Source organism: Chitinophaga sp. 01L420 (genome assembly GCF_056399985.1).
Genome location: NZ_JBFTSK010000070.1, coordinates 1 through 22,870 on the forward strand (window position 1 = coordinate 1; position 22,870 = coordinate 22,870).

At 46.9% G+C, this 22,870-nt stretch carries 20 protein-coding genes; 6 read left to right on the plus strand and 14 right to left on the minus strand.

What is annotated here, in order from left to right; all coding sequences use genetic code 11:
• Positions 1–35 precede the first annotated feature (35 nt).
• From AC1DP6_RS34545 to AC1DP6_RS34570, 6 genes are all read right to left on the minus strand, one after another.
• Entirely contained in the window at positions 36–809 is a 774-nt protein-coding gene (locus AC1DP6_RS34545) for an ABC transporter ATP-binding protein (protein ID WP_477058958.1), read from the minus strand.
• Between the two features lie 3 nt (positions 810–812).
• Positions 813–1,607, minus strand: a complete 795-nt coding sequence (locus tag AC1DP6_RS34550; RefSeq protein WP_477058959.1) for an MlaE family ABC transporter permease — start codon at positions 1,605–1,607, stop codon at positions 813–815.
• A 79-nt stretch (positions 1,608–1,686) separates the two neighbouring features.
• On the minus strand, positions 1,687–2,148 hold the full coding sequence (locus tag AC1DP6_RS34555) for a hypothetical protein (RefSeq protein WP_477058960.1): 462 nt from the start codon (positions 2,146–2,148) through the stop codon (positions 1,687–1,689).
• 226 nt (positions 2,149–2,374) lie between these two features.
• Entirely contained in the window at positions 2,375–2,533 is a 159-nt protein-coding gene (locus AC1DP6_RS34560) for a hypothetical protein (protein ID WP_477058961.1), read from the minus strand.
• A 4-nt stretch (positions 2,534–2,537) separates the two neighbouring features.
• Positions 2,538–4,595: a TonB-dependent receptor gene (locus AC1DP6_RS34565; protein ID WP_477058962.1), complete on the minus strand. Its 2,058-nt coding sequence runs from the start codon at positions 4,593–4,595 to the stop codon at positions 2,538–2,540.
• Positions 4,596–4,693: 98 nt separating this feature from the next.
• Positions 4,694–5,509, minus strand: a complete 816-nt coding sequence (locus AC1DP6_RS34570; RefSeq protein ID WP_477058963.1) for a serine O-acetyltransferase — start codon at positions 5,507–5,509, stop codon at positions 4,694–4,696.
• Between the two features lie 126 nt (positions 5,510–5,635).
• Here AC1DP6_RS34570 and bla point away from each other — a divergent pair, with 126 nt between their 5' ends.
• On the plus strand, positions 5,636–6,352 hold the full coding sequence (gene bla, locus AC1DP6_RS34575; RefSeq protein WP_477058964.1) for a subclass B1 metallo-beta-lactamase: 717 nt from the start codon (positions 5,636–5,638) through the stop codon (positions 6,350–6,352).
• 63 nt (positions 6,353–6,415) lie between these two features.
• Here bla and AC1DP6_RS34580 read toward each other — a convergent pair whose 3' ends face one another.
• On the minus strand, positions 6,416–6,952 hold the full coding sequence (locus AC1DP6_RS34580; protein ID WP_477058965.1) for a hypothetical protein: 537 nt from the start codon (positions 6,950–6,952) through the stop codon (positions 6,416–6,418).
• 32 nt (positions 6,953–6,984) lie between these two features.
• Positions 6,985–7,917, minus strand: coding sequence for a hypothetical protein (locus tag AC1DP6_RS34585; RefSeq protein ID WP_477058966.1), 933 nt, complete (start codon positions 7,915–7,917; stop codon positions 6,985–6,987).
• A 515-nt stretch (positions 7,918–8,432) separates the two neighbouring features.
• Here AC1DP6_RS34585 and AC1DP6_RS34590 point away from each other — a divergent pair.
• The 3 genes from AC1DP6_RS34590 (at position 8,433) to AC1DP6_RS34600 (ending at position 13,718) form a co-directional block, all read left to right on the plus strand.
• Entirely contained in the window at positions 8,433–10,793 is a 2,361-nt protein-coding gene (locus tag AC1DP6_RS34590) for a YfhO family protein (RefSeq protein ID WP_477058967.1), read from the plus strand.
• 143 nt (positions 10,794–10,936) lie between these two features.
• Positions 10,937–11,344, plus strand: a complete 408-nt coding sequence (locus AC1DP6_RS34595; RefSeq protein ID WP_477058968.1) for a hypothetical protein — start codon at positions 10,937–10,939, stop codon at positions 11,342–11,344.
• A gap of 19 nt (positions 11,345–11,363) precedes the next feature.
• Positions 11,364–13,718, plus strand: coding sequence for an ABC transporter permease (locus AC1DP6_RS34600; protein ID WP_477058969.1), 2,355 nt, complete (start codon positions 11,364–11,366; stop codon positions 13,716–13,718).
• A gap of 5 nt (positions 13,719–13,723) precedes the next feature.
• Here the strand turns inward: AC1DP6_RS34600 and AC1DP6_RS34605 are convergent, their stop codons facing one another.
• From AC1DP6_RS34605 to AC1DP6_RS34615, 3 genes are all read right to left on the minus strand, one after another.
• A complete protein-coding gene (locus AC1DP6_RS34605) occupies positions 13,724–14,239 on the minus strand; it encodes a hypothetical protein (protein WP_477058970.1) in 516 nt (171 codons plus the stop codon).
• Positions 14,240–14,422: 183 nt separating this feature from the next.
• Positions 14,423–17,050: a PAS domain S-box protein gene (locus AC1DP6_RS34610; RefSeq protein ID WP_477058971.1), complete on the minus strand. Its 2,628-nt coding sequence runs from the start codon at positions 17,048–17,050 to the stop codon at positions 14,423–14,425.
• A gap of 302 nt (positions 17,051–17,352) precedes the next feature.
• Positions 17,353–17,832, minus strand: coding sequence for an inorganic diphosphatase (locus tag AC1DP6_RS34615; RefSeq protein ID WP_477058972.1), 480 nt, complete (start codon positions 17,830–17,832; stop codon positions 17,353–17,355).
• A gap of 132 nt (positions 17,833–17,964) precedes the next feature.
• Here AC1DP6_RS34615 and AC1DP6_RS34620 point away from each other — a divergent pair, with 132 nt between their 5' ends.
• On the plus strand, positions 17,965–18,195 hold the full coding sequence (locus AC1DP6_RS34620) for a hypothetical protein (protein ID WP_477058973.1): 231 nt from the start codon (positions 17,965–17,967) through the stop codon (positions 18,193–18,195).
• An 84-nt stretch (positions 18,196–18,279) separates the two neighbouring features.
• Complete coding sequence (locus AC1DP6_RS34625; RefSeq protein ID WP_477058974.1) at positions 18,280–19,575, plus strand: OmpA family protein; 1,296 nt, start codon at positions 18,280–18,282, stop codon at positions 19,573–19,575.
• A 2-nt stretch (positions 19,576–19,577) separates the two neighbouring features.
• On the opposite strand, the gene AC1DP6_RS34630 is transcribed toward AC1DP6_RS34625, so the two are convergent.
• From AC1DP6_RS34630 to AC1DP6_RS34640, 3 genes are all read right to left on the minus strand, one after another.
• Positions 19,578–20,720, minus strand: a complete 1,143-nt coding sequence (locus AC1DP6_RS34630; RefSeq protein WP_477058975.1) for an FG-GAP-like repeat-containing protein — start codon at positions 20,718–20,720, stop codon at positions 19,578–19,580.
• A gap of 107 nt (positions 20,721–20,827) precedes the next feature.
• The gene (locus AC1DP6_RS34635) at positions 20,828–21,538 is read right to left on the minus strand and encodes an SDR family oxidoreductase (RefSeq protein WP_477058976.1); all 711 of its coding nucleotides are present in this window, start codon (positions 21,536–21,538) and stop codon (positions 20,828–20,830) included.
• Between the two features lie 36 nt (positions 21,539–21,574).
• Complete coding sequence (locus AC1DP6_RS34640; protein WP_477058977.1) at positions 21,575–22,861, minus strand: TolC family protein; 1,287 nt, start codon at positions 22,859–22,861, stop codon at positions 21,575–21,577.
• Between the last annotated feature and the right edge of the window lie 9 nt (positions 22,862–22,870).

Here is a 22,870-nt window from a genome sequence, read left to right on the forward strand (position 1 = left end):
ACAATGACTGCGCGTTTTTTTCCTGCTTCCATAGCTTATTGTATAAAATTATAGTCGTAAAAACTTTTTATCAATCCTTCCTTTTCGTTGAATACTTCGTCAAAAGTTCCCTGCCGTATAAACTTCCCTTCATCCATTACGGCCACCCGGTCGCCTACTTCTTTTGCACAGGTAAGATCATGGGTGATAATAATGGAGCTGGTATTGAACCTTTCCTTCACGGCGTTGATCAGCTTATTCAGTTCCATACTGGTAATAGGATCCAGTCCTGCGGTGGGTTCGTCATACAACATGATTTCGGGTCGCAGGATGAGCGTCCGGCCAATACCAATACGTTTTTTTTGCCCGCCGGATAATTCTGAAGGCAGCTGGTTAATCGTATCCGGTAACCCGATGGCATCGAGTACAATGTCTACGGTCTTCCGGATCTGATCTTTGGTGATGTCCCGGTTATTCCGTTTCAGGGGAAACGCCAGGTTCTCACCTACTGTCATACTATCATAGAGAGCACTGCTTTGAAAAGAGAACCCTACTTTCAGCCGCAGGGCACGCAGATCCACATCTTTCAGTTGATCTACTTCTTCTCCCAACACATTAACGGTGCCGGCATCCGGTTTTAATAACCCGATAATAATTTTTATCAGCACAGACTTACCCGTACCGGAACGGCCCAGTACCACCACGTTTTCACCCTTATGCAGGTCCAGGTCTATGCCCTGCAATACATGCTTTTCTCCAAACGACTTATACAGATCACGTATTTTGATCACTGTTTCATTCATGTCGATATGATGCCCGTTTTCTTTCATATACTATCGGATAGAATTAAACACGTGAACAATAATGACTTCTTCAATAAATATCAGGAACATGGAAACGATCACGGAAACGTTGGCGGCCTTACCTACCCCCATTGTTCCCTGGGAAGCATTCCATCCCTGGTAACAACTCACAATACCGATGGTAAAACCATAAAGGATTGCTTTGGTTAACGCGGTGGCATAATCCAGGAAGGTGATTTGGGCGAAGGCATTGTCAAAAAAGGATACCAGGCTGGTTTGTTCATGAGCATGTACATCAAAATAAGATCCCAGACAGCCTATCAGGGCGTTATAGAACATCAGCAGCGGTAAACATATGGTCATTGCCGTTACCCGGGTAACGATCAGATAGCGGAAAGGGTTGATGGCGGATACTTCCATAGCATCAATCTGCTCGGTAACTTTCATGGAGCCCAGCTCGGCGCCGATACTGGATCCTACCTTACCAGCACAGATCAGGGCAGCAATCAGCGGAGCCAATGCCCGTACAACGGCAATGGCCACCAGGGAAGGTAGCCATGCGGTAACGCCAAATTCTGATAAGGTAGGGCGCGACTGTTCTGTGAACACCACGCCTGTAATAAACCCTGTTACCGTAACAAGGGCCAGTGACTTATATCCCACCTGGTAACACTGCCGTACAAACTCACCCCATTCTATGGGAGGCCGGAAAGCCTCTCTGAAGAAACGAGCTACAAAGACGGATACATTATAGAAGGTGATAAAAAATCCATCAATTTTGGCGGTAATAACCGGCTTATCCTGTTTTCCGTTGGTAGAATTCATCTGTATGTAAAATGCTTACACACTAATTACAATTCTATGCCGCTTTTGTTAACGATCGCGAGGAATATGTCAGCCCCCGCTATGAAAGCGGATCTATTTCCAGTGGTACACTCATTGTCCAGCATTCGGTTATTTTGCCGTCCTCAAATCTGAGGATGTCAATTCCCACTACGGTAAATTCCTTCCCCACTATATCACCCGCCTTGCCGGTCAATCCCGCAAATACACCGCGGGCCTTCCAGTAACAAGTCACCGTTTGGGCAGTTACGTCTACAAAAGGACCGGCATGAGTAGCATACACCAGCTTTGCATACCTGCTTCTTACCCGAACCACCCACTTCTCCACTTCCACAGCATTGCGAAGCGTGGCCGGATCGGCGGTGAGGGTATTGGAAAGATGCGCATAAAATCCGTCTGCGATAATATCGTGAGCAAGCGGCAATTCACCATTCCACATATCGGTCCAGCTATCCCATAAAGAGCGGCCTGTTACTCCTGTTTCGTTGATGTTAATGGCGGTGGTAGCGGTAGTTGTTTGCATGATGTGTTTGTTTTTATTTGTTTACACAAAGAAACAACCATGGAGAGGGGTAAAAAATAAGGTAGATTAAGAAAAGCTTTTAGCTGTTAGCCGTTAGCTTTTAGCTTTTAGGCAAATGCAGCGAACATCGGCATATGATCTTCAACATAACATTTGCTAAAAGCTAAAAGCTAACTGCTAAAAGCTTTATATGATCTTCAACATAACATTTGCTAAAAGCTAAAAGCTAACTGCTAAAAGCTTTAGAGGATACTTCTCCTTCCCGGAGCAGGAGTTCTTTCCGCCGCAGCCTTTTCTCCTGCAGCAGTGAACAGAAAAAGTTCGTTTCTGTGGCGTCCAGGACGATGTGTTTGGCGATATTGGTTAGAATAGCTGCTTCGTACATAAAATTATAATTGCATGCTGATGCCACCGAAATAGTTTCTGCCGGGGGCCGGATTATAATATCGGCCGCCTACGGCATTGAGGTCGTTACCCAAACTATAACTTACGTTGAGCAGGTTGTCGGCGCCGGCACGTAAGGACAATGCATAGCGGGTATGCAGGGGCAGTTTCCAGCTTACATTGGCCTGCAGCAGGTGATAGCTGCCGGCATATACGCTGTTGCCATCGTCCAGCGGAATGCGGCTGGTGAAAGTATGCCGGGTATACAGTGAGATACTTGCCGGCAACTGCCATAACAGGCTGCTCACGAGTACATGTTGCGGTACCCCGGTTAGCCGGTTGCCGGAGTAATTTTTTGTACCGCTGATATAATCCCGGAATTTAAAATCGCTGAACGTATATCCTTCCTGCCATTTAATGCCCCGCAACACGCCATGTGTGCGCGGTTTCATGATCCACCACATGCCCTGCAACTCGATACCTTTCTGTGTTACCCCGCCAGCGTTGACAAAATAATCATTGCCATTCGCATCCTGTCGTTTAACAATAGCATTTTGCATGCGGTAATAAAAGAAGGCGGCATCCAGCATGGCCCTGCCCCGGCGGGTGGCCGCACGCACACCGGCCTCATAGTTCCAGCCGGTTTCCGGTTGCAATGAAGTATTAATAACGTTGTTAGATGCACGAACTTCGGCGGTGGCCGGAGGTGAATATCCCCTACTCACCGTTAAACGACCGGTTAACAGTGGTGTAAACAGGTAAGACATCGATAAACGCGGCATCAGCTGCGGTGTAAAATGAATATTCGTGTGTCCATTGCTGTTATAGCTGTATCCATAATAGTTTAAACTGGCAGCTGCCTCCAACGTGAAATTGTTGATGGTCGCGTGAAAGCGGCTAAAGAAAAAGTACTGCCGGGCATTCAGCTTATCAGCCGCCATCACCRTATCTCTTTTTCCGCCTCGGTTACCATAATTAATGACATCGGTAACGGTTTGTTGCCACTCCACGCCGTTCAGCCATTTCCATTGCAGGATACTATGCTGCTGCGGATTGTTAACCCATTGCAGATAGGTCCGGAAGCCCGCAGTATTTTCATCCCGGGCTTCGTAGTTGGTAAGAAACGGATTTTCGAAATGGGTATTGGCACCGAACACCGACAATACGTGTTGCAGGCGTGGCGTAAACTGTGCTTCATGAATCAGTCCTCCCTGGAAAGTACGGTTATAGATGCCCGCCTTTAGTGCGATGGCGCCGGCGTTGGCAGGCGTAGCTGGTCGGGCTGCACGGGGATTGGCCTGACTCTGCGCCAGGTCCAGTCCACCTGGCGTGAGGTAAGACAAGTCCGAGTAAAATGCCAGCAGCTTCAGGGCGTAACCTGGTTTGTACTCCCAGCGCTGGGTAGTCTGGGTATAAGATCTTTTCATGGCGGTATTCTGGCGGTAGCCATCTGCCCGCTGGTATCCCTGGAATACCTGTAACTGGTAGTTCTTCCATTGTTGCTGCCAGGCGATGCTGCCATGAAAAAGTCCGTAGCTGCCTCCCTGCAGATTTACCTGCAGGTGATGCGTATCACTGGGTGGTGGCGCCAGGGAAAGGCGCACCACTCCACCAGAGTTAGCGCCAAACAGGCTACCATCAGGCCCTTTCAGTACTTCTGCCCTGCTGATAGCATCCGGATCTACCAGGTTGAGATAAGTGTTGCCCCCTGCATCAGTCAGCGGGATATCATCTGCATAAATTTTAATATTGCGGATACCAAAAGGAGAACGGAGCAAACTACCTCTGATGGATAAACGATAACTACCGGGTGACCTTTCTTCCATACGTATACCCGGCACCGTATTAAAAGCCGGCAACAGGGAAGCGCCCTGTTGTAGCTGCATATCGGCGGGCGACAGTACACTCACGGCGGTGGGTACACGTTGCAGCGATGCCTTTGAAAAATAAGATTGAACAACGACTTCCGGTAATTGCTGCAGGGTATCTTCCTGTGCCTGCAATTGGTTAGTCATCAATAATATGGTTAATAAAACGCCTACCGGTAAAATTCTGATTCGCATGTCAGTATAAGTTCTTCTGCCGCCGTTGTGGCGGTCAGCCTGGAGGGCTTAATATAGAAATATTTCTGCGAATTGCACCGGTATTTGTGTAGAGCGCCCTATACGCCTGTTTTTGTGGTAATTCTCACCTGGTGGGTATTAAACACCTGGGAAAAAGGAGGAACACTCTTCGTAATAAACACGCTGCCGCCAATGATACTACTTTTCCCAATGACGGTATTGCCACCCAGGATGGTGCTGCGGGCGTAAATAATCACATCATCCTCTACAGTGGGATGTCTTTTTACATCAGATAATTCCTTGGTCACATGCAGTGCTCCCAGGGTAACGCCCTGGTAAATGACCACATTGGAACCAATGATGGTGGTGGCACCTATCACAATGCCGGTGCCGTGATCAATAATAAATGGTACATCAATACTGGCATTGGGATGAATATCGATGCCTGTTTTGCCATGCGCAAATTCACTGATAATACGGGGCAATATCGGTATATCCAACCGGGTGAGTTTATGCGCGATCCGGTATACGGTGATCGCATAAAAACCGGGATAGGAAACAATTACTTCATTTACGCTGGTAGCTGCCGGATCATATTCATGAATTTTAGCCGCGTCCTGACGCAGGTGCTGATAAATGGTTCCCAGGGAGTTATAGAAGGCGTGTACAATATCTTCTATAGGTACTTCCCGCGGATCCAGGTAGCTGAGCAGGATATTTTCCAGGTCTATCTGGTTCTTTTTCAGGATGCCTTCATAGGAAGTTTGTTTGGGAAGATGATTGCCGGGAAACAGAAAACCGACCAGATCATTCAGCCAGGTGATGGCATCCTGCGCAGCAGGCGTAGCCTCCCACTCTGCATGATGCGTTTTACGCAACAGGTTTATTAATGACTGTGTATGACGACTATCCAAAACACTTGATTTCAGGGTAAGATATGAATAATCTACTAATTTAGTAGGATAATGTTTTTCCGGGTAAAAATTAAAAATTGGGGCGGTTTATTAATGCATTAATTTTGCGGTATATTATTGGAAATCATGAAGAATCTACTCTTATTTATTTGTTGCCTGTTGTGTTCCTTTGCTGTTTTCGCACAGGACACATCCTTCCGGATTCACCCCACCCGCCTGACCGGAAATGTTTATGTGGATGTATCTTATGGCGAATACAAAGGCGCCGCAGTTCCGGCTAACGGGTTGTATATTGTTACCGGCAAAGGCATCGTTCTGATCAACACTCCCTGGAGTGAGAACCAAACCAGGCAACTGGTGGATACTCTGGAAAAACAGTATCATCAAAAAATCACACATTGCATTGTAACGCATTTTCATGCCGACTGCACAGCGGGATTAGATATATTAAAGCAGCTGGGGGTTAAAACCTACAGCACGAAACAAACATTGGATCTGTGTAAAGCAAAAGGAGAAAAAGAAGCGCAGTATGTTTTCAGTAAGGACACCACCTTTAACATCCACGGTGTGGCCCTGCAAACTTATTATCCTGGCGAAGGACATACCAAAGACAATATTGTCATCTGGCTGCCACAATCAAAAGTATTATATGGTGGTTGCTTTGTAAAAAGCCTGGAGGCCACTAATATGGGCTTTATGGGTGATGGTAATATTAAAGCATATCCGGCTTCCCTGAAACGGTTAAAACGCAAATTTCCGCGTCCGGCTTACCTGATTCCCGGCCACGACGGCTGGAAAGGCGGTATGGAACAAGTGGATCATTCGTTGCAATTACTGAAGTAATCCTYATATAAAAAAGGGGGCAAAGTAAGTTTTCACATCAACTCACTTTGCCCCCTCAATATTTTATTTAGACGATACGACCTTCCATTTCTTGTCGCCCAACTGTTTTTCTACCAATACCACCAGATCCATCATACCGTTGGTTCCCTTTACGATAACATGAATTTCCGCACTGCCTTCCGTTCCTGCAGCACTGGTGCTTGTAGAAATACCTCCTGCCGGCATCAGCACAAAAGTTTGAGGACCTCCTAACGTAGTCATTATCCATTTATCATTGCGAAGATGTTCTTTGGTCACAATCCAGCTATCGGAGTTTAAAATGGCGATACTCATCACCAGCTGTATCACCGCTACAAAACACAACAGCCCTACTCCAATCTTCAAAGGGGTGGCTTTACTTCCTTCCCGCTTCCTGATTTTAATGATCTCCAGCAATGCCAATATGCCTCCAACTAATAAAACCTCCCATCCTATAGGCAGACTTTCCCAAAAGAAATACAGATGCAAACCCCGGCACAGGTAGCCATAGCCGATTAATGCAGCAGCCGTTGTCAGCACAGTTCTTGTGTAAATACTCAGCAGGTTCCATTTCTTTAACATAGGTCAGGTATTAAAAAATTTGGTCGAAGGTATTAATCTAAACGGATGATCGCGCTATCCTGCTCTCCTTTATTTTCAAACAACACCATGATCTTGCCGGACTTTATCTTCTTAATAAAACCGGAAAAGTTCTCCCGCGATGCCGCTGCATCTCCGCCAATGACCTTATCCTGTAAACCGAAAAGTCCGTATTCGCTATCCGTCATCGGTAAATCCGGGAGTTGCCAGTCCCATATAGGGAAACGGTACAGTACCTCCCACTGATGATTGCGATAGGTCACCAGGGTGCAATGATTCAGACTTGACCAGTCTGCCAGATCTACCACATAAGACAATTCATCGGTGCCATCGCCATTTAAGTCACCCTCATTCTTCAGCCACGACAACCCAAACATTAATCCACTTCCGATTTGCAGGGTATCTATCTTGCTGTTACTGCAGCTCACAAAGGAGAATGGAGATTGATGATCGTTTAATTTTACCATCAGATCATAGTCCAGGTCCTTATAATACTTATTGGTTTCCAGGTGATCAATGTTGCTGAAAAAATGTTCGGTCAGGGTATCGGTTAGTCCGTCACCATCGAAGTCACCCTGCAAAACGAAGCGGGAGCCCATGATAGGAACCAGACAGCTGTCCGGGCTGCCCACAGCCGGCCAGGGCGTCCATTTAGAGATCATGGCAGCTAAGGAGGAAGTAGTATTCCAGTTATCAGTAGCCTCACTCAGTGCCGCCGGTTCTGTGTCTACAGGCGTATCATCAGGTGTATCCTCCGCGTTATTGGCTGAAACACGAATAGGCGCACTTCTTTCCAGGCTCATTGCCACGGGAAGCGGCTCTCCGGGCTTAATCGGTGTTGCTGACACATTGGTTGGAGGAGGTTTTTCCTCGGGTGTTTTAACAGGCTGTTTGCAGGCAATAGCCAGAAAGAGTGCAGTTAATAATATAAAAAAGATACGTTTCATGCGGGCGTCACTGATCTTTAAAGGTAATTGTTGCGGTTAGGTAATTCAATAGCACTTTACTGCCATCCTCATTTGCAACGCTAAAAAACCACTTGCTTACTTATATATTTTAATATATTTACCCGCCAATTTGTAAACGAAGCGTGTGCCCCGAAAATGATACACGCTTTTTTTATGAATGCAGCTATCAATGACGACCACTTGAAACTCATGAAAAAGAAAACTCGTGTTGCACTAAGTGAGTCCTAAAAAAAGACATACCGTCTTTAAAAAGAAGTGTATTTCACTTAAAGCTTTACTTCAGGTATACTTAAAGCTTTACTTTAACTGAAGGGCATTTTTCATTAGAATACACTTCAGATAACCCGATAAAACAAAAAGAAAATCAATTAGATATGAAATCAAACTGGTTGAAGGCTTTTATACCGCATTTAGCTGCCTTATTGATATTTGTAACCCTGGCTTTAGTATTTTGTAGTCCCGTCTTAGATGGCAAACAATTGTTTCAATCGGACATGATGCATTATCAGGGCATGTCAAAAGAGGCGGCTGATTATTATAAAGCAACCGGTGATTTACCGATGTGGACCAACAGCATGTTTGGCGGTATGCCCTCTTATGTCATCTTCACAGGTCCCTCTACCAACAAAGTTGGGATGGTGAATAAACTACTGACGCTTTGGTTACCCAACCCGGCAGATATGTTTTTTGTACTAATGATGGGCATGTATGTGTTCCTATCGGTAGTGAATATACGCTACTGGATTAGTATCATGGGCGCCATCGCCTATGGTTTTGCCACTTTCACGGTAGTCAGCATGGATGCGGGGCATATCACCAAGGTAATGAGCATGGCCTACATGGCGCCGGTGCTGGCAGGTATGATCCTCGCCTACCGCGGGCGCTATATTGCGGGCGCCTGTCTTACTGCACTCGCTGCAGCCGTACAGATCTACAACAATCACCCGCAGATCACATATTACACGCTGATCATGGCCATCTGCCTCGCAGTGGCTGCTGGTATTAATGCTTTCCGGGAGAAACAACTCCCTGCCTTTTTCAAAGCATCGGTATTACTGGCCATTGCCGGCGTAATGGCCGTATTGCCGGCGATGGATAACCTGCTCATCATGAAAGAGTATACGAAGTATACCATCCGGGGCAGCCAGTCAGAGTTAACACTGAACCAGCAGGACAAGGATCATAAAAAATCCGGTGGACTAGATATTGACTACGCTTTCCAATGGAGCTATGGCAAAGGAGAAACCTTCACGCTACTGCTTCCCCACCTGGTAGGCGGTTCTACCAGCGAAAAACTATCGACCGGATCACATACCTATAAAGCACTCACCGAAATTGGCGTACCTCCTGCTAAAGCGGAAGATGCTGTGAACACCGCCAGCTGGCAGTTGTACTGGGGGGCACAACCATTTACTTCCGGCCCTGCCTATATAGGCGCAATTATCTGTTTCCTGTTTGTACTGTCGCTGCTCATCATTAAAAGCTGGCATAAGTGGTGGCTGGTGGCTGCTACTGTGATCGGTATTGTACTCAGCTGGGGATCCAATTTCCCGGAGCTGAACAACTTCCTGTTTTATCATTTGCCTTTGTATAGTAAATTCCGGTCCCCTACCATGGCGCTGGTGATTCCGCAGGTGAGCATGGTCATATTGGCCTGCCGGGCGTTGCAGGAGTTGATCTATGGCGATTTACCTAAAGCATTCTTACAGCAGCACCTGAAGATGGCGTTGTTCGTCACGGGCGGACTGGTAGTACTACTTGCATTGGCGGGCAGCGTACTGTATCCTTTCAGCGGTCCGGCCGACAGTGCTTTACTTTCCCGTTACGCGCAGATGCTCGGAGGCGAAATCCCCGCTGCTAAACTGTTGGGCGCCCTGAAACAGGATCGCAGCGCGATATTAAGAGCAGATGGTATACGCGCGCTCATATTAATATTGATTGCCTTTGCAGCCATGTGGTATTTCCTGAAAGGGAAATTAAAAGCCGGACTGGCGGTGGGCATCATCGCGGTAGCCGTATTGTTTGACCTCTTCCAACTGGACAAAAGCTACATGAATGAAAACAACTTCAGTGAAGCACCCCTGGCGGAATACGTTTCCCCGTCCCCAACAGATGAACAGATCTTACAGGATAAGGATCCTTATTACCGCGTGATCAACCTCACCACCAATCCCTTCCTGGATGCGAACACCTCCTACTTTCATAAATCGGTAGGCGGACAAAGTCCCGCCAAGCTCTGGATCTACGAAGACCTGATTGAACACCAGCTCACGAAAAACAATATGGCAGTGTTCAATATGCTCAATACCAAATACTTTATTGTACCGGACCGGCAGTCCGGACAGCCTGCGGTACAGCGTAATCCCGGCGCATTGGGCAATGCATGGTTTGTAAAAGCCATCAACTGGGTGCCTGATGCCAATACGGAGATGAGCGCACTGGATCACTTTAATCCAAAGGATACCGTTATCATCGATAAACGTTTTCAGCCCATCACCGGCACCTTCACGCCTGCAGCGGATAGCAGCGCGCAGATAGTATTAACCAAATACGGCCTTAACCAATTACAATATACCGCACAAAACAGCGGCGAAGGACTGGCGGTATTCTCCGACATCTATTATCCTGCCGGATGGAAGGCCTATATCGATGGGAAGGAAACAGCGATCATCCGCGTGAACTATGCCCTGCGCGGACTCAAGGTCCCGGCGGGCAAACACGATATCACGTTTAAATTTGAACCGGCTACTTTCTTCCTCGGAAGAAAAATATCCGCCATATCCTCGCTGATATTACTGATCGGCGTGGCCATCGGATTTATATGGAGTGGTTGGAAATCTACCGTGAAGAAATAACACGACAAGATAAAGACGAACCGGATGTTAAACAAAACATGTGTGCTTTCGTCCCATATAATAATCGTTCTGTCACATTTAGGTGAAATACGCCACTGCTTTGTGTAATTTTTGGATAGTTACTGATTCCAAAATCACATCGCATGAAAATCATATTTACCCTTCTCGTTGCTTCCTTCTCCCTGTTATTACTCAGCCAGTGCAGGGAAGAAGGAGGCACAATGAAGGCTTACTTCTGGACACGCCACCAAAGCAACGGTCCCTACTTCCTATATATCAACGACAGCTTACAAGGCACGCTCCCTTACCTGGAAAAAGCACCCAAATGCGGGGAAGACGACCTGGATAAAAAGGCGCGCTTCGTACTACTTACCTCCCGCACACATATTATTGAAGTCAGAGATCAGCAAGGCAATATTAAGTTCTGGGAAAAATACGGGCTGAAAAAAAACGCGAACAATATATCATTGAGCATCGCTATCAAAAGCGCTAACGGCACTAATCACCGCGATGCATCCGGCGATTGTACGATAGAAGAAATCGGTTTTTAATCTCCCTCAACTGTTTTCTATGTTCAAAAATTATTTCAGACATGGCTGGAGAAATCTCCTGAAAAACAAATTATCTACCCTTATCAATATTGGTGGGCTCTCCATCGGTTTAGCCACCGGCATCATTATCCTGCTTTGGATCAATGATGAATTTAGTTTTGATACGTTCCATAAAAACAGCGCCGACATTTTCATGATAATGGAAAACCGGCAGCAGGGAGGTTCCTGGAGCACCAGCGATAATACGCAGGGACCACTGATGAAAAAGTTGAAGCTGGACCTGCCGGAAATAAAATATGCTTCCCGCAGCGCCTTTGGCGGGCAACAACTGGTACTGGCCGGTAACAAGAGCATCTACCAGCAAAGTATATATACCGATCCCGACTACTTCAACATCTTTACTTATCCTGCTATCAGTGGTGATCCGGTAGCAGCGCTGCGGGAACCCGGTAACGTAGTGCTCACGCAAAGCGCCGCCAGCCGGCTATTTGGCGAGCAGGACCCTATGGGTAAAATCATCCGGCATAATAGTCTGCATGACCTCAAAGTAGCGGCGGTGATCCGCGATGTGCCCCCTAACAGTACCACCAGATTTGATATGATCCTCCCCTTCCGCCTTTATGAACTGGAGAACGTGGACTGGATAGATAAGTGGGATAATTACCGGCTCACCACCTGGGCACAGCTGCAACCGGGTAGCAGTCTTGCCGGCTTTAACAACAAACTGAAGCAGGTGTCCAGACAAACCGCCAGTGAAAATGATAAGACCAGCTATTTATTCGCCTACCCATTTGCAGCACTACATATGCATGGCGGTTTTAAGAACGGGCAGCCGGATGGTGGTCGTATCGAGATCATGATGTTGCTGGGCACTATCGGACAGTTTATATTATTGATTGCCTGCATCAATTTCATGAACCTTTCCACCGCCCGCTCAGAGCGCCGCGCCCGCGAAGTAGGCGTACGCAAGGCTTTGGGCGCTTCGAGGCGTACTCTCATCCTGCAATTTCTGACGGAGGCACTCCTCATTACCTTTCTGGCGATGCTGCTGGGTATCCTGCTGGCCAAGCTGGCTATCCCGGGATTGAATCGTATTTCAGGCCGGAGTGTTTCTTTTAGTTTCGGCAACTGGAAAATTTTGTCAGGCTTACTATTGCTGACCCTATTCACCGGCCTGGTGGCAGGTAGCTATCCTGCTTTTTTCCTCAGCAGCTTCCAGCCGGTAAAAGTGCTGAAGGGCGTTGTTGCCAACCAGCATGGCGGTGGCTTCTTCCGGAAAAGCCTCGTGACTTTTCAGTTTGTGATCTCTATTTTTCTCATTATTACTACCATCGTTATTTATAAACAACTACAGCATGGAGAAAACAGACCACTGGGATATAACCAGGATAACCTGCTGGAAATACCGGCTCGTGGCGATATGACCAACAAGTTTAAAGTGGTGCGGGAAGACCTGTTAAGGATTCCGGAAATTGAAAGTGTATCTGCCGGATCAGATGACCTCTTAGGATTTGGCGGCGCCACCGATGGGGTGCAATGGCCGGGAAAAACGCCGGACCAGAATTTCCCCATCACCATTACCTGGGTACAATACGACTGGGTAAAAACGGGTGGGCTGCAACTGGCGGCTGGACGCGATTTCAGCGCAGACTATGGCAGTGATTCTATCGGCTGCCTGGTAAATGAAGCCGCCATAAAAAAAATGGGATTGAAAGAACCCATCATCGGTACACTGTTGGGCACCAACCCGATTATTGGCGTTGTGAAAGATTTTGTGTCCAATGATCCCTACAAAACTCCAGGTCCTATGGTAGTATACCTGGGTACCGGTGCTATGGCTCATTTCTTTGTACGGCTACGAAAAACAGATAATCCGCAAACGGCGCTGACTAAAATTGAGGCGGCCATAAAAAAGAGCAATCCCGAATTTCCATTTGAATTTCACTTTACAAAAGAAGCCTATCAGCAGAAATTTACGGGGATCAGGTCTTCCGGATTTATGCTGAACTGGACAGGCGGTCTGGCCATCCTGATCTCCTGCCTGGGATTGTTTGGACTCTCCTCTTTCCTGGCTGAGCGGCGAACGAAAGAAATAGGCATCCGCAAAATTATGGGCGCCAGCGCAGGCAGGATATGGTTTATGCTGGCACAGGAGTTTCTGAAACCAGTTTTCATCGCCTTCCTCATTACCGTACCTATTGCGGTGTTAACGATGCAACAGGCGTTGAAAGGTATCGACTACCGCATTGAATTGCAATGGTGGATGTTCCTGGCAGCTGGGATATTAACAGTGATGATTGCCATCGCCACCATCAGCTACCAGGGCATTAAAGCAGCAGCTGCAAATCCCGTGAAGGCATTACAAATGGAATAAGCGGATCAGGGATGGGTCAGTAAATGCTCGGGAGCTTCCAGCAGCGATTGTGTTTGCAGGAATACTTCCTTCATCTTCAGCTTAAAGCGGGTAGCGGCAGATAGTTCATCCGGCACCACTGTTTCAAGCAGCTCACTATGGAAGAGCACTTTCAGATTCTCTTTCAGCTTATGCAGGTTTTCCTGCTTGGCCAAACCAGCTGCAAAGCCGGCCTCCCGGATCGCTTGCTGCTGTGCAGGCTCAAACGATGCGGCATACCAGATTAATGGCACCTGTTTCAGGCGCCTCATTTTTCTGAGTTCCCGCAAAAATGAAATGGCTTCGTCTGAAGGTTGCAAGCTGTCCAAAAAAATGTAATCCGGTGTAAAGCCGGATTGCTTTTTTAAATACTCCAAAGCCCTTGTCGTATTATCCTGGGCAATACAAGCCTTGCTGATATTCAAAAGGTCCAGTGCAAGATAAAACTGGTTACGCCGGTCGCGGTCCGGGTCAATTAATAAGGAGGTTAATTTTTCTCTCATTGCAGGGCAGTTTAATGGCAGGAAAAAATTCAGTAACAACAATCTCTTGAAAACAAGCGATAGAAAATTTTTGTTCTTCAGCTGCAATATKACACCCGGAAATGTTCCTGAAAAAATTGGATGGTTACAATACACCGCTATCTTTCAAAAAACACCAATAATTAACAAAACAGCAACAATGCCCTATGGCATTGCCGGTAAAATCACTTTGAATTCTGCCCCTTCATCGGGAATACCATATGCATAAATATATCCCTTATGGTTAATGGCAATTTTACTGCACAAAGCCAGTCCTATACCGGTTCCTTCAAATGCGGTACGCTCATTTAACCGCTGGAAAATCTGGAATATTTTATCGGCATACATCTGATCAAAACCTATCCCGTTATCTTTTACAATAATGACAACATAAGCTTTCTCCTGGTCCAGATCCGGCAATGTTGCCAATTCGTCTGCGGATAACGGTTCCGCATATATTTTTATCTGCGGCTTCCTGTTAGGGGATAAAAATTTAAGCGCATTACCCAGGAGGTTGTGAAACAACTGGTTCATCTGCAACGGGCTCACAAACAGGCGCGGCAATTCCGCCGTTTCCACCTGCACATCATGCTGACTGATGCCTACCTCAAAATCTATCAGTACATTTTTCAGTATTTCGTTGAGATCTGTTTCCACAAAAGGATCCTTCACATGTACGAGCCGGGAATAATCCAATAATTCATTGATCAGTTGCGACATACGTTTGGCGCTGAACATCACTTTATCAATGTACATCCGGGACGTATCGGAAAGGATGTCTTTGTTTACGTTATATAACATGCCTGCAAAAGTGTGAATCTTGCGCAGCGGTTCCTGCAGATCATGACTGGTTACATAGGCAAACTGTTCCAGTTCACGGTTTGATTTTTCGAGATAGAAGTTAGCATCCTGCAGTTCACGGGTACGTTGCTCTACCAGGACTTCCAGCTTATAGGCCAGTTGCATGTACTTGGCTTCACTTTCCTTCAGTGCGGAAAACAGTTGCCGCTGCTGGCTGATATCCCGGGCTATTTTGGAGGCACCTACCACATTACCCTTCATATCTTTTACAGGGGAGATGGTTAAAGAAATGTCCAGTAATTTCCCATCTTTGGTAATACGTTTTGTTTCGAAATGATCTACCCGTTTCCCAGCTTTCAGTTGTTCTATTATTTTAGGTTCTTCATTCAACTTATCAGGTGGAATAATCCTCGTAATGGCTTCTCCAATCATTTCTCCGGCAGTAAATCCAAACAATTTTTCAGCGCCGGGATTCCAACTCGTAATAATGCCATCCAGGTTTTTGCTGATAATGGCGTCATCTGAATTTTCCACAATGGCCGCCAGTTTAGATACATATTCTTCTGCGAATTGCTGATCGGTAATATCCACCAGCATATTCACGGCGCCGGTCAATATACCATCAGCATCAAAAAGGGGATCAGGATAAGGTTGTATAATCCGGCGGCTACCATCTGGTCGTTCTATCACGATTATTTTACCTCTGACAGGAACGGCGCCTTTGATGACTTGTGCCATTGGGCAACTATCGAGTGCTATGGGGGTAATACCATCCGGCTCATAAATTTTCCAGGAGCCGCACCACATATCTATGCCGGCCCGTGGCTCCCTGCCCCACAGGGTTACAGCAGCCTCATTATACATAAGTACACGCCCATTTTTATCACAGGTGTATACTGCTGCGGGCAAACATTCTATTAACTGCCGGTAGGCTTCTGTCCCAACATCCTGCCGTAGTCTTTCTTTGGATATCTGGATGTTGGATTCCATCGCAGACAAAAAATCCTTGTATTGTTTATATACTACCGGGCTATTTCCGCTGCTCACTTTGTCTGCCGGCAAATGTTCTTTTCCTACCGGAATGGTCACGTAAAAAGTGCTGCCTTCTCCCGGCGAACTGCTGATCTGTAATTCCCCTGCATGTCTTGCTACCAGCTCATTTACCAGGGCAAGACCATTATTACAATCTTCTTTCCGGAGCAGGCTTTGCCTGATCTCTGTGAGTAACAAAGGGCTCATGCCTATGCCGGTATCGGCTACAGACAATTGAACCTGTCCGTTTTGCTGGGTAAGTCTTACTGCAATGGCGCCGTTCAACGTATATTTGAGCGCGTTAGCCAATAGCGTCAGGAGGGTCTTCTCCCACATTTCCCGGTCTATGTATACTTCATCAATGATTGGTTCAATACTAATGACAAGGGTTAATTTCGCCTGTCTGATAACGGGATCGAAATGCGCCAGTAATCCTTTGGTGAAGCTGCTGATATCTGTTTTAACAAAAGAAGAAGGCGCCGGATGCGGTAATACTGCGCCAATAGAAAGAATGCCAGTGATATGGCCCTTTTCGTCAGGAATGGGACTGCCGCTGAAATTATAGTACAGCCCATCCCGTTGTACCATCTGCAGTAATGGGGCATCTGATGCGTCGGTACCTGGTACCAGGAGGTCATTAAATCGTGGTTGCAGCTGATCCCAGAGCCCGGCCCATACTGCCGATGCCGGCAGGCCTAAAGCACCCGGATGCTGATCTCCCAGCAATAGCCGGCAGGCATCATTATATATATGGATGGCTTCACTACCCCACCACAAAAACATCGGTTGAGGAGAAGTAAGCAGAATACGCATGCAGGTCTGTAAACTTTGCGGCCACTGGTCCACCGGCCCCAGTGGGGTATCGGTCCAGTTGTAGGAACGTATCAGTTCACCTGTTTCTCCGCCACCAGCGAGAAATCCAAAGGAAGGTGCAGACAGTTCACTCAAAGTTGCCTTCAATGGGGCATTTATCATCGTACAAAAAATAAAATCGTAAAGGTTTATGATGGTTGATCCACGCGCTACATTGATGCTATTAAAATCCACAGTCACCTTAAAACTGGGTAAAAAAATGCACAAAACACCCAATCTGTGTATGATACTGTTTCGCCCGTAACGCTGATCCGTTCTTTTGTTCCTGGTAAGCCTGTCCTATCGCAGCGGCTGCAATACTACTAAACGGGGATGCCCCTGTGACAGTCCGGGCTTCTTCCATCCACCTTACAATTGCAATAATCGTGACGAAAGCTGCTCTGCCAGCTTTATTTATCCGGAAACTTTATCTGTTCGTATGCGGGGGCGGCTTCTATATAGCCCAATGGGGTAAACTGTTTCCCTTCCTGTTCATTATAGGAAACGAAGAAATGCTCTATCTCTTTGATGGTTTGTGCAGACACCGCATCTATTCCTTTGAAGATTTTAGACACTACGGGCACCGCAATATAGCGGTCGTTTCGCAGCATGGTGCCATCTCTTTCCCGCTGTTCCGCCTTAATGGCGCCCAACAAACGACATTTAATCAGACAGCCAGGGAAACTTTTAAATTCAGAAATCACCATGACATCCAGCGGATCACCGTCTGCCCCCTTGGTACCCAGAATAAAACCAAAGTCATAAGGGAAAACCATTCCGGCGGGCAATATTTTGCTGAGAACAAAAAACCGGGATAACGGATCAAAATCATATTTTTCGCTACTCCCTTTCGGGGTTTCAATGACAACAGGTAACTCTTTAATGATCATACGCACATTTTGTTGGTCTAATAAATAGGATAAAGAGGACTCAACTGCGAAGAAACAAAAAAAGGACCAACCAGTTGATATATAATACACAGGAGGGCATAATGATTGTACGAATGACATAAACATATAGCCATGAGTACCTTCCATATACAACTGCACGACCATGAAATCGGCGTTTCCCGTCAGGATGAAAATGTTTTTATTGTCCGCCTGCCGGAAAAGACAATTCACCTGCTCAGAAGACAGGACAACGAAGGCGCGAACCATTGGTTCGAAGAAGGAAAAGACAATGAAACACCCCAGACTGCCGAGTTAGGCGCCGCCATTGAAACCTGGCTGGCACAGGGGCATCAGGATGCATAATACAAAAAACATGTCCCTGATATTTACAACATCCTTATCTTGCGGATTCCTTTATAGAGACCATAGATAAAGGACCCCCTAGTAATGAAGAAGTTAATACTCACAGCAATTGTTTGTAGCCTGGCAACCAGTGCCAGTGCTCAGATCTTCGATCGTATCAAAAACAAAGTACAACAGAAGGTCAATGAAAAAATAGATAAAACCATTGACCAGGCTACGGAAGGCAAGAAAAAAGATACGCCTCCCCCGGCAGATCAGCCATCGGAAGGAACTACACCTGCAGCTGACGGAACCCCGGAAAATACAGCTGATAACGGTAAAGCAGGTACGAATATAAAGACCGACATTACCGCTTACTCTCATTTCGATTTTGTGCCTGGAGAAAAAATAATTGTAGAAGAATCGTTTGCCCAGGACGCCATAGGTGAATTTCCCGGACAATGGAATACCCACTCCGGCGCAGAACTGGTAACAGTAGACAACCGCCCCGGCAAATGGCTCAGCATGAAGCAGGATGGTATCTTTTTCCCTGAATACCTGACAGGCAACCTGCCGGAAAATTTCACCCTGCAGGCCGATGTGATGGCCAACAACAATATTTCCAGCATTGGCGGATTCACCATCAGCCTGATCAAGGCGGCCAATACGGAGGAAAAATTTAGTTATGGCGATGAGCATGATGTAAGCTCCATCCCCTCCTTTAAAGTAACACTCACCCCTAAATCTTCCGGTAGTGGTATGTTGCACTATTCCTCCAATGTAATAGGCAGCAATACCATATCTGCGATGCCCGCCTTTAATGTGCCGAAAAAGAATGCAGTAAGAATAGCTATCTGGCGGCAAAAACAAAGAGTAAGGGTATACCTCGACAGCACCAAAGTACTGGACCTGCCCCGCGCACTGGATGCTGGCGCCGTCATGAACGCACTGGTGTTTTCGACTTATGCACCCGATTATGGTCAGAGTGGCGGCACTTTCTTTCTCAGCAATATACGCCTGGCGGTAGGTGCCCCCGATACCCGGAACAAACTGATCACCGAAGGTAAGTTCGTTACCCATGGGATTCTCTTTAATTCCAATAGTGATATGATACTGCCGGAATCCTACGGTGCCTTACAGGATATTGCCACCGTGCTGAAAGAAAACCCCGCCTTACGGGTAAGCATCACCGGTCATACCGATGCCGATGGCAACGAACAGTTGAACCTGGAATTATCCAAACGCAGAGCCGAAGCCGTGAAGACCGCCCTCAGCAAAAATTTCAGTATTGATGCCGGCAGAATGGTCACTAACGGTAAAGGCAAAACGCAGCCGATAGATAGTAATACTACCGAAGTAGGAAAAGCCAATAACAGAAGAGTGGAATTTGTTAAACTATAGTATTACTTATTCCCTTTGTTATAAAAAATAAACAATCCATCCTTACCGGCTACGATGATATCCTTTTTACCGGAGCCGGTAAGGTCATATATCCCAAAGTAAAGCCCCGCCCCTTTTGAGCCATAGCTGATCACCTGCTTGGTAAAAGATTCACCGTTCCATTTAAAATAATAAATACCACAGGGATCATCGGAGCCCGGATCATGATCGTTAYGGGCACGGTAACGCTTACCCGTTACCAGTTCTTCCGCACCATCCCCGTCAATATCTGCCCATGCCATGGTGTGGTACTGGGAATTATAGGGATCGATGACATGTTTGATCCAGGTGCGCTTATTTGTTTTGGCTTCCTTTTTTTGTTCGTACCAGTCCAGCCCATAATCATGGCCCTGCCCGGCAATTAAATCAGCTAGCCCGTCCTTGTTCACGTCTGTAATGATCACGGGTACACTGGCGGTGCCCAGGTTAAACTCCGGATGAAAAGTCCAGGGCGCCATAAATGGTGCTGCGGGCGCTTCTACCCAGCCTTCTGGTATTACAATGTCTACGCGGCCATCACCGTTCACATCTCCGAAACCAAGACCATGACCGGACTTTCTGTCCAGGATCTTATGGGCAGTAAACTCCCCGGTAGCTTTATTGTGGTGATAAATAATCAGCGGGTCATTGGGGGTATTGGGGATGATCTCCGGCACACCATCTCCATCTATATCCCAGGAGCGGGTAGTTTCTATATTGCCAGGTGTAGCGATGATATGTTCTTTCCATTCATTATCATTGCCCGGATTTTCTTTCCACACCAACGTTTTCCCAAACCAGCCGCCGGTAATATAATCCATGCGGCCATCTCCATTTACATCAAAAGGGATGGTGGAAAAATCATCCCAGTATTCTCCGTACTGTTTAACCGGACCAATATAATGGCGCTTAAAATATGCCGGTCCTTCATACCAGAAAGCCCCGGATACCAGGTCAGGGATCTTATCATTATTTACATCAAACACGGCCACCGACTCATAGCTTTCTGCTGCGATGGCCTGCTTTTCAAACTTCAATGATGGTGTTACTTTGGATACGTGCTGCTGCGCATTGGCAGTAGTAACAAATAATAGTCCGGCGAGCGCTGGTATCAATCGTTTTTTCATATCAACGTGGAATCAGTTATACCCAACAATATACTGAACCTTCCCAATAAACTATCCTGTAGTGTCCTGACCGGCGGATACCACATGATATCCGCCGGCAGCTGTTTTTAAATATTATGATCTTTCGGCAAAATCATCAGCCGGGGAATTCTTACATGTGCAGGCTGCTGCATGATAAATTTCACGGTAGCCACAATATCCCCCGTGGTGAGTGGTTCATGAATCCCCATCCCATCTTTCGGATGCACTTCCCAATCTTTATGCAGCTCTGTCATCACCAGCCCGGGTTCAATACAGGACACCTGTATATTACTTCCGGTAAGCTCCATCCTTAATGCCTCCGACAAGGCTTCCATCGCAAACTTAGTAGCGGCATAAGCGCCTGCGGTAGGTCTTACTTTGGTACCAAGGATACTGGATATATTAATGACATGACCGAATCCCTGCTGACGAAAGCGTTTCAATAATTTATAGGTCAACCGGAAGGTAGCTGTCACATTCAGGTGTATCATATCCGTTACCTTATCGATATCTATCGCTTCGATGGTACCGGTGGCAATGGTACCGGCGCAATTAAAAAGGTAATCGCATCTGCCGTATTGTTCATATACAAACGTCTCCATCTTATCCTGAAAAGCGGGATCGCTCAGGTCACCGGTTAAGATCGCTACGTTAGGTGCCTGCAGTTGCAGGAGCCGGTCTTCCCGGCGGGCAGTAGCCACCACCTGGAAACCTTCTGCCCTTAATGCATCGGCGATGGCATAACCGATACCGCTGCTCGCTCCGGTAACTAAACATACTTTATCTCCGTTACTCATTCCTGTTGGGTTTATGCCAAGATAATAATTTTACAATTACTGTATATCCCAGGTACCGGCGGCACGTTCCAGTGCAATCAATGCTGCGGCATAGTTGTACAAGGTCTGGTAATAATCCTGCTGCACTTCATTCCAGGTACGCTGCGCATTCAGTACTTCCAACAGGGAGGTTTCACCACGTTTGTAGCTGTAAACTTTTCCCTGCAATACTTTTTGTGCATCTGCCAGTAATCCGTTTTCAAATTGTTTTACCTGCTGCCCTGCCGCATTGTAATTAAACCAGGCCTGCATCACATCGGTGTGGATTTGCAGCAGTACCTGTTCATACTCCACCGCTGCCTGTTTCACTGCATATTGTGCAGCATGGAGGTCTCCCTTATAATGATTGGAAAACTTCAGCGGTACCGAAATGCCGGCGCTGCTGGCAATGTAACGCGGTGTAGGCGCAATTTCGCTGGTAGCTGCTGCATTATACCCTACGCCTGCATTGATGCCCGGATCTATTTTCCGGTTGGCTTTCACCAGCGTTAATGTTTTGCCGGCCACTACTTTACCGGCGTTGGCAGCTACGGCATCTGCTCGGGTATTTTGTGCGTTGGTCACCAGGTCTTGTAAGATGAATACCCGCTGCAGGTGTTCAAAGTTCCCCGATGGCCATAACAGGGTATCCGCATGCGCATGTCCGGTATTGATATTCAGTTGCAACAGTGCGGCTTTCCAGTCGGCCTCCTGCTGATACACACTGTTCTGCAGGTTGTCTGCCTCCAGTTTCGATTGGCGTGCATCTGTTTCCGTTATCACGCCTTTTTGAAAACGGATGGCGTCTGCATTTGCCAGTTGCCGCATCAGTAGATAAGACTGTTGTTGTACTTCGTACAGATGTTGCTGTTGTATGGCATTAAACCAGGCCAGGGCAGCATCTGCGCGCAGGTTGCGGAAGTAGTCGAGCAACAGGGCCTGGCTTTGTTCCAGGCTGCTGCGGGCTAGTCCTATGCGGGCTTTTCTTTTACCTCCCAGTTCAATGGTGGTGCTTAGTCCTGCATTATAGCCATAAGAAAGATGGAGCACCCGGTGCTGATTATCGAAACCTCCCAGCGATAGCTCCGGATCCGGGAAAACTTTAGCACTTTCTATGCCGGCAGCGGCGATGCTCACATTATATTGCTGGGCTGCATAGCCCAGATGTTGTGTGCTTACCAGATGCAGGTATTGCGGCAGGGAGAGCAGCGTTTTATTAAAACTACTGTCCGGTTGTGCAAGGGCGGGGCTGTGAATGAACCACAGCGCCCCCGCCAGTATAAGATATCTTTTTAAAAACTGCATACAATGACT

Bases quoted from the DNA above. Each gene is read 5' to 3' on its own strand.
- AC1DP6_RS34580 (WP_477058965.1), bottom strand. From the start codon at position 6,952: ATGTTAAAGAAATGGAACCTGCTGAGTATTTACACAAGAACTGTGCTG.
- bla (WP_477058964.1), top strand. From the start codon at position 5,636: ATGAAGAATCTACTCTTATTTATTTGTTGCCTGTTGTGTTCCTTTGCT.
- AC1DP6_RS34560 (WP_477058961.1), bottom strand. From the start codon at position 2,533: ATGTACGAAGCAGCTATTCTAACCAATATCGCCAAACACATCGTCCTG.
- AC1DP6_RS34600 (WP_477058969.1), top strand. From the start codon at position 11,364: ATGTTCAAAAATTATTTCAGACATGGCTGGAGAAATCTCCTGAAAAAC.
- AC1DP6_RS34550 (WP_477058959.1), bottom strand. From the start codon at position 1,607: ATGAATTCTACCAACGGAAAACAGGATAAGCCGGTTATTACCGCCAAA.
- AC1DP6_RS34635 (WP_477058976.1), bottom strand. From the start codon at position 21,538: ATGAGTAACGGAGATAAAGTATGTTTAGTTACCGGAGCGAGCAGCGGT.
- AC1DP6_RS34555 (WP_477058960.1), bottom strand. From the start codon at position 2,148: ATGCAAACAACTACCGCTACCACCGCCATTAACATCAACGAAACAGGA.
- AC1DP6_RS34590 (WP_477058967.1), top strand. From the start codon at position 8,433: ATGATGCATTATCAGGGCATGTCAAAAGAGGCGGCTGATTATTATAAA.
- AC1DP6_RS34595 (WP_477058968.1), top strand. From the start codon at position 10,937: ATGAAAATCATATTTACCCTTCTCGTTGCTTCCTTCTCCCTGTTATTA.
- AC1DP6_RS34640 (WP_477058977.1), bottom strand. From the start codon at position 22,861: ATGCAGTTTTTAAAAAGATATCTTATACTGGCGGGGGCGCTGTGGTTC.
- AC1DP6_RS34585 (WP_477058966.1), bottom strand. From the start codon at position 7,917: ATGAAACGTATCTTTTTTATATTATTAACTGCACTCTTTCTGGCTATT.
- AC1DP6_RS34625 (WP_477058974.1), top strand. From the start codon at position 18,280: ATGAAGAAGTTAATACTCACAGCAATTGTTTGTAGCCTGGCAACCAGT.
- AC1DP6_RS34615 (WP_477058972.1), bottom strand. From the start codon at position 17,832: ATGATCATTAAAGAGTTACCTGTTGTCATTGAAACCCCGAAAGGGAGT.
- AC1DP6_RS34605 (WP_477058970.1), bottom strand. From the start codon at position 14,239: ATGAGAGAAAAATTAACCTCCTTATTAATTGACCCGGACCGCGACCGG.
- AC1DP6_RS34545 (WP_477058958.1), bottom strand. From the start codon at position 809: ATGAAAGAAAACGGGCATCATATCGACATGAATGAAACAGTGATCAAA.
- AC1DP6_RS34620 (WP_477058973.1), top strand. From the start codon at position 17,965: ATGAGTACCTTCCATATACAACTGCACGACCATGAAATCGGCGTTTCC.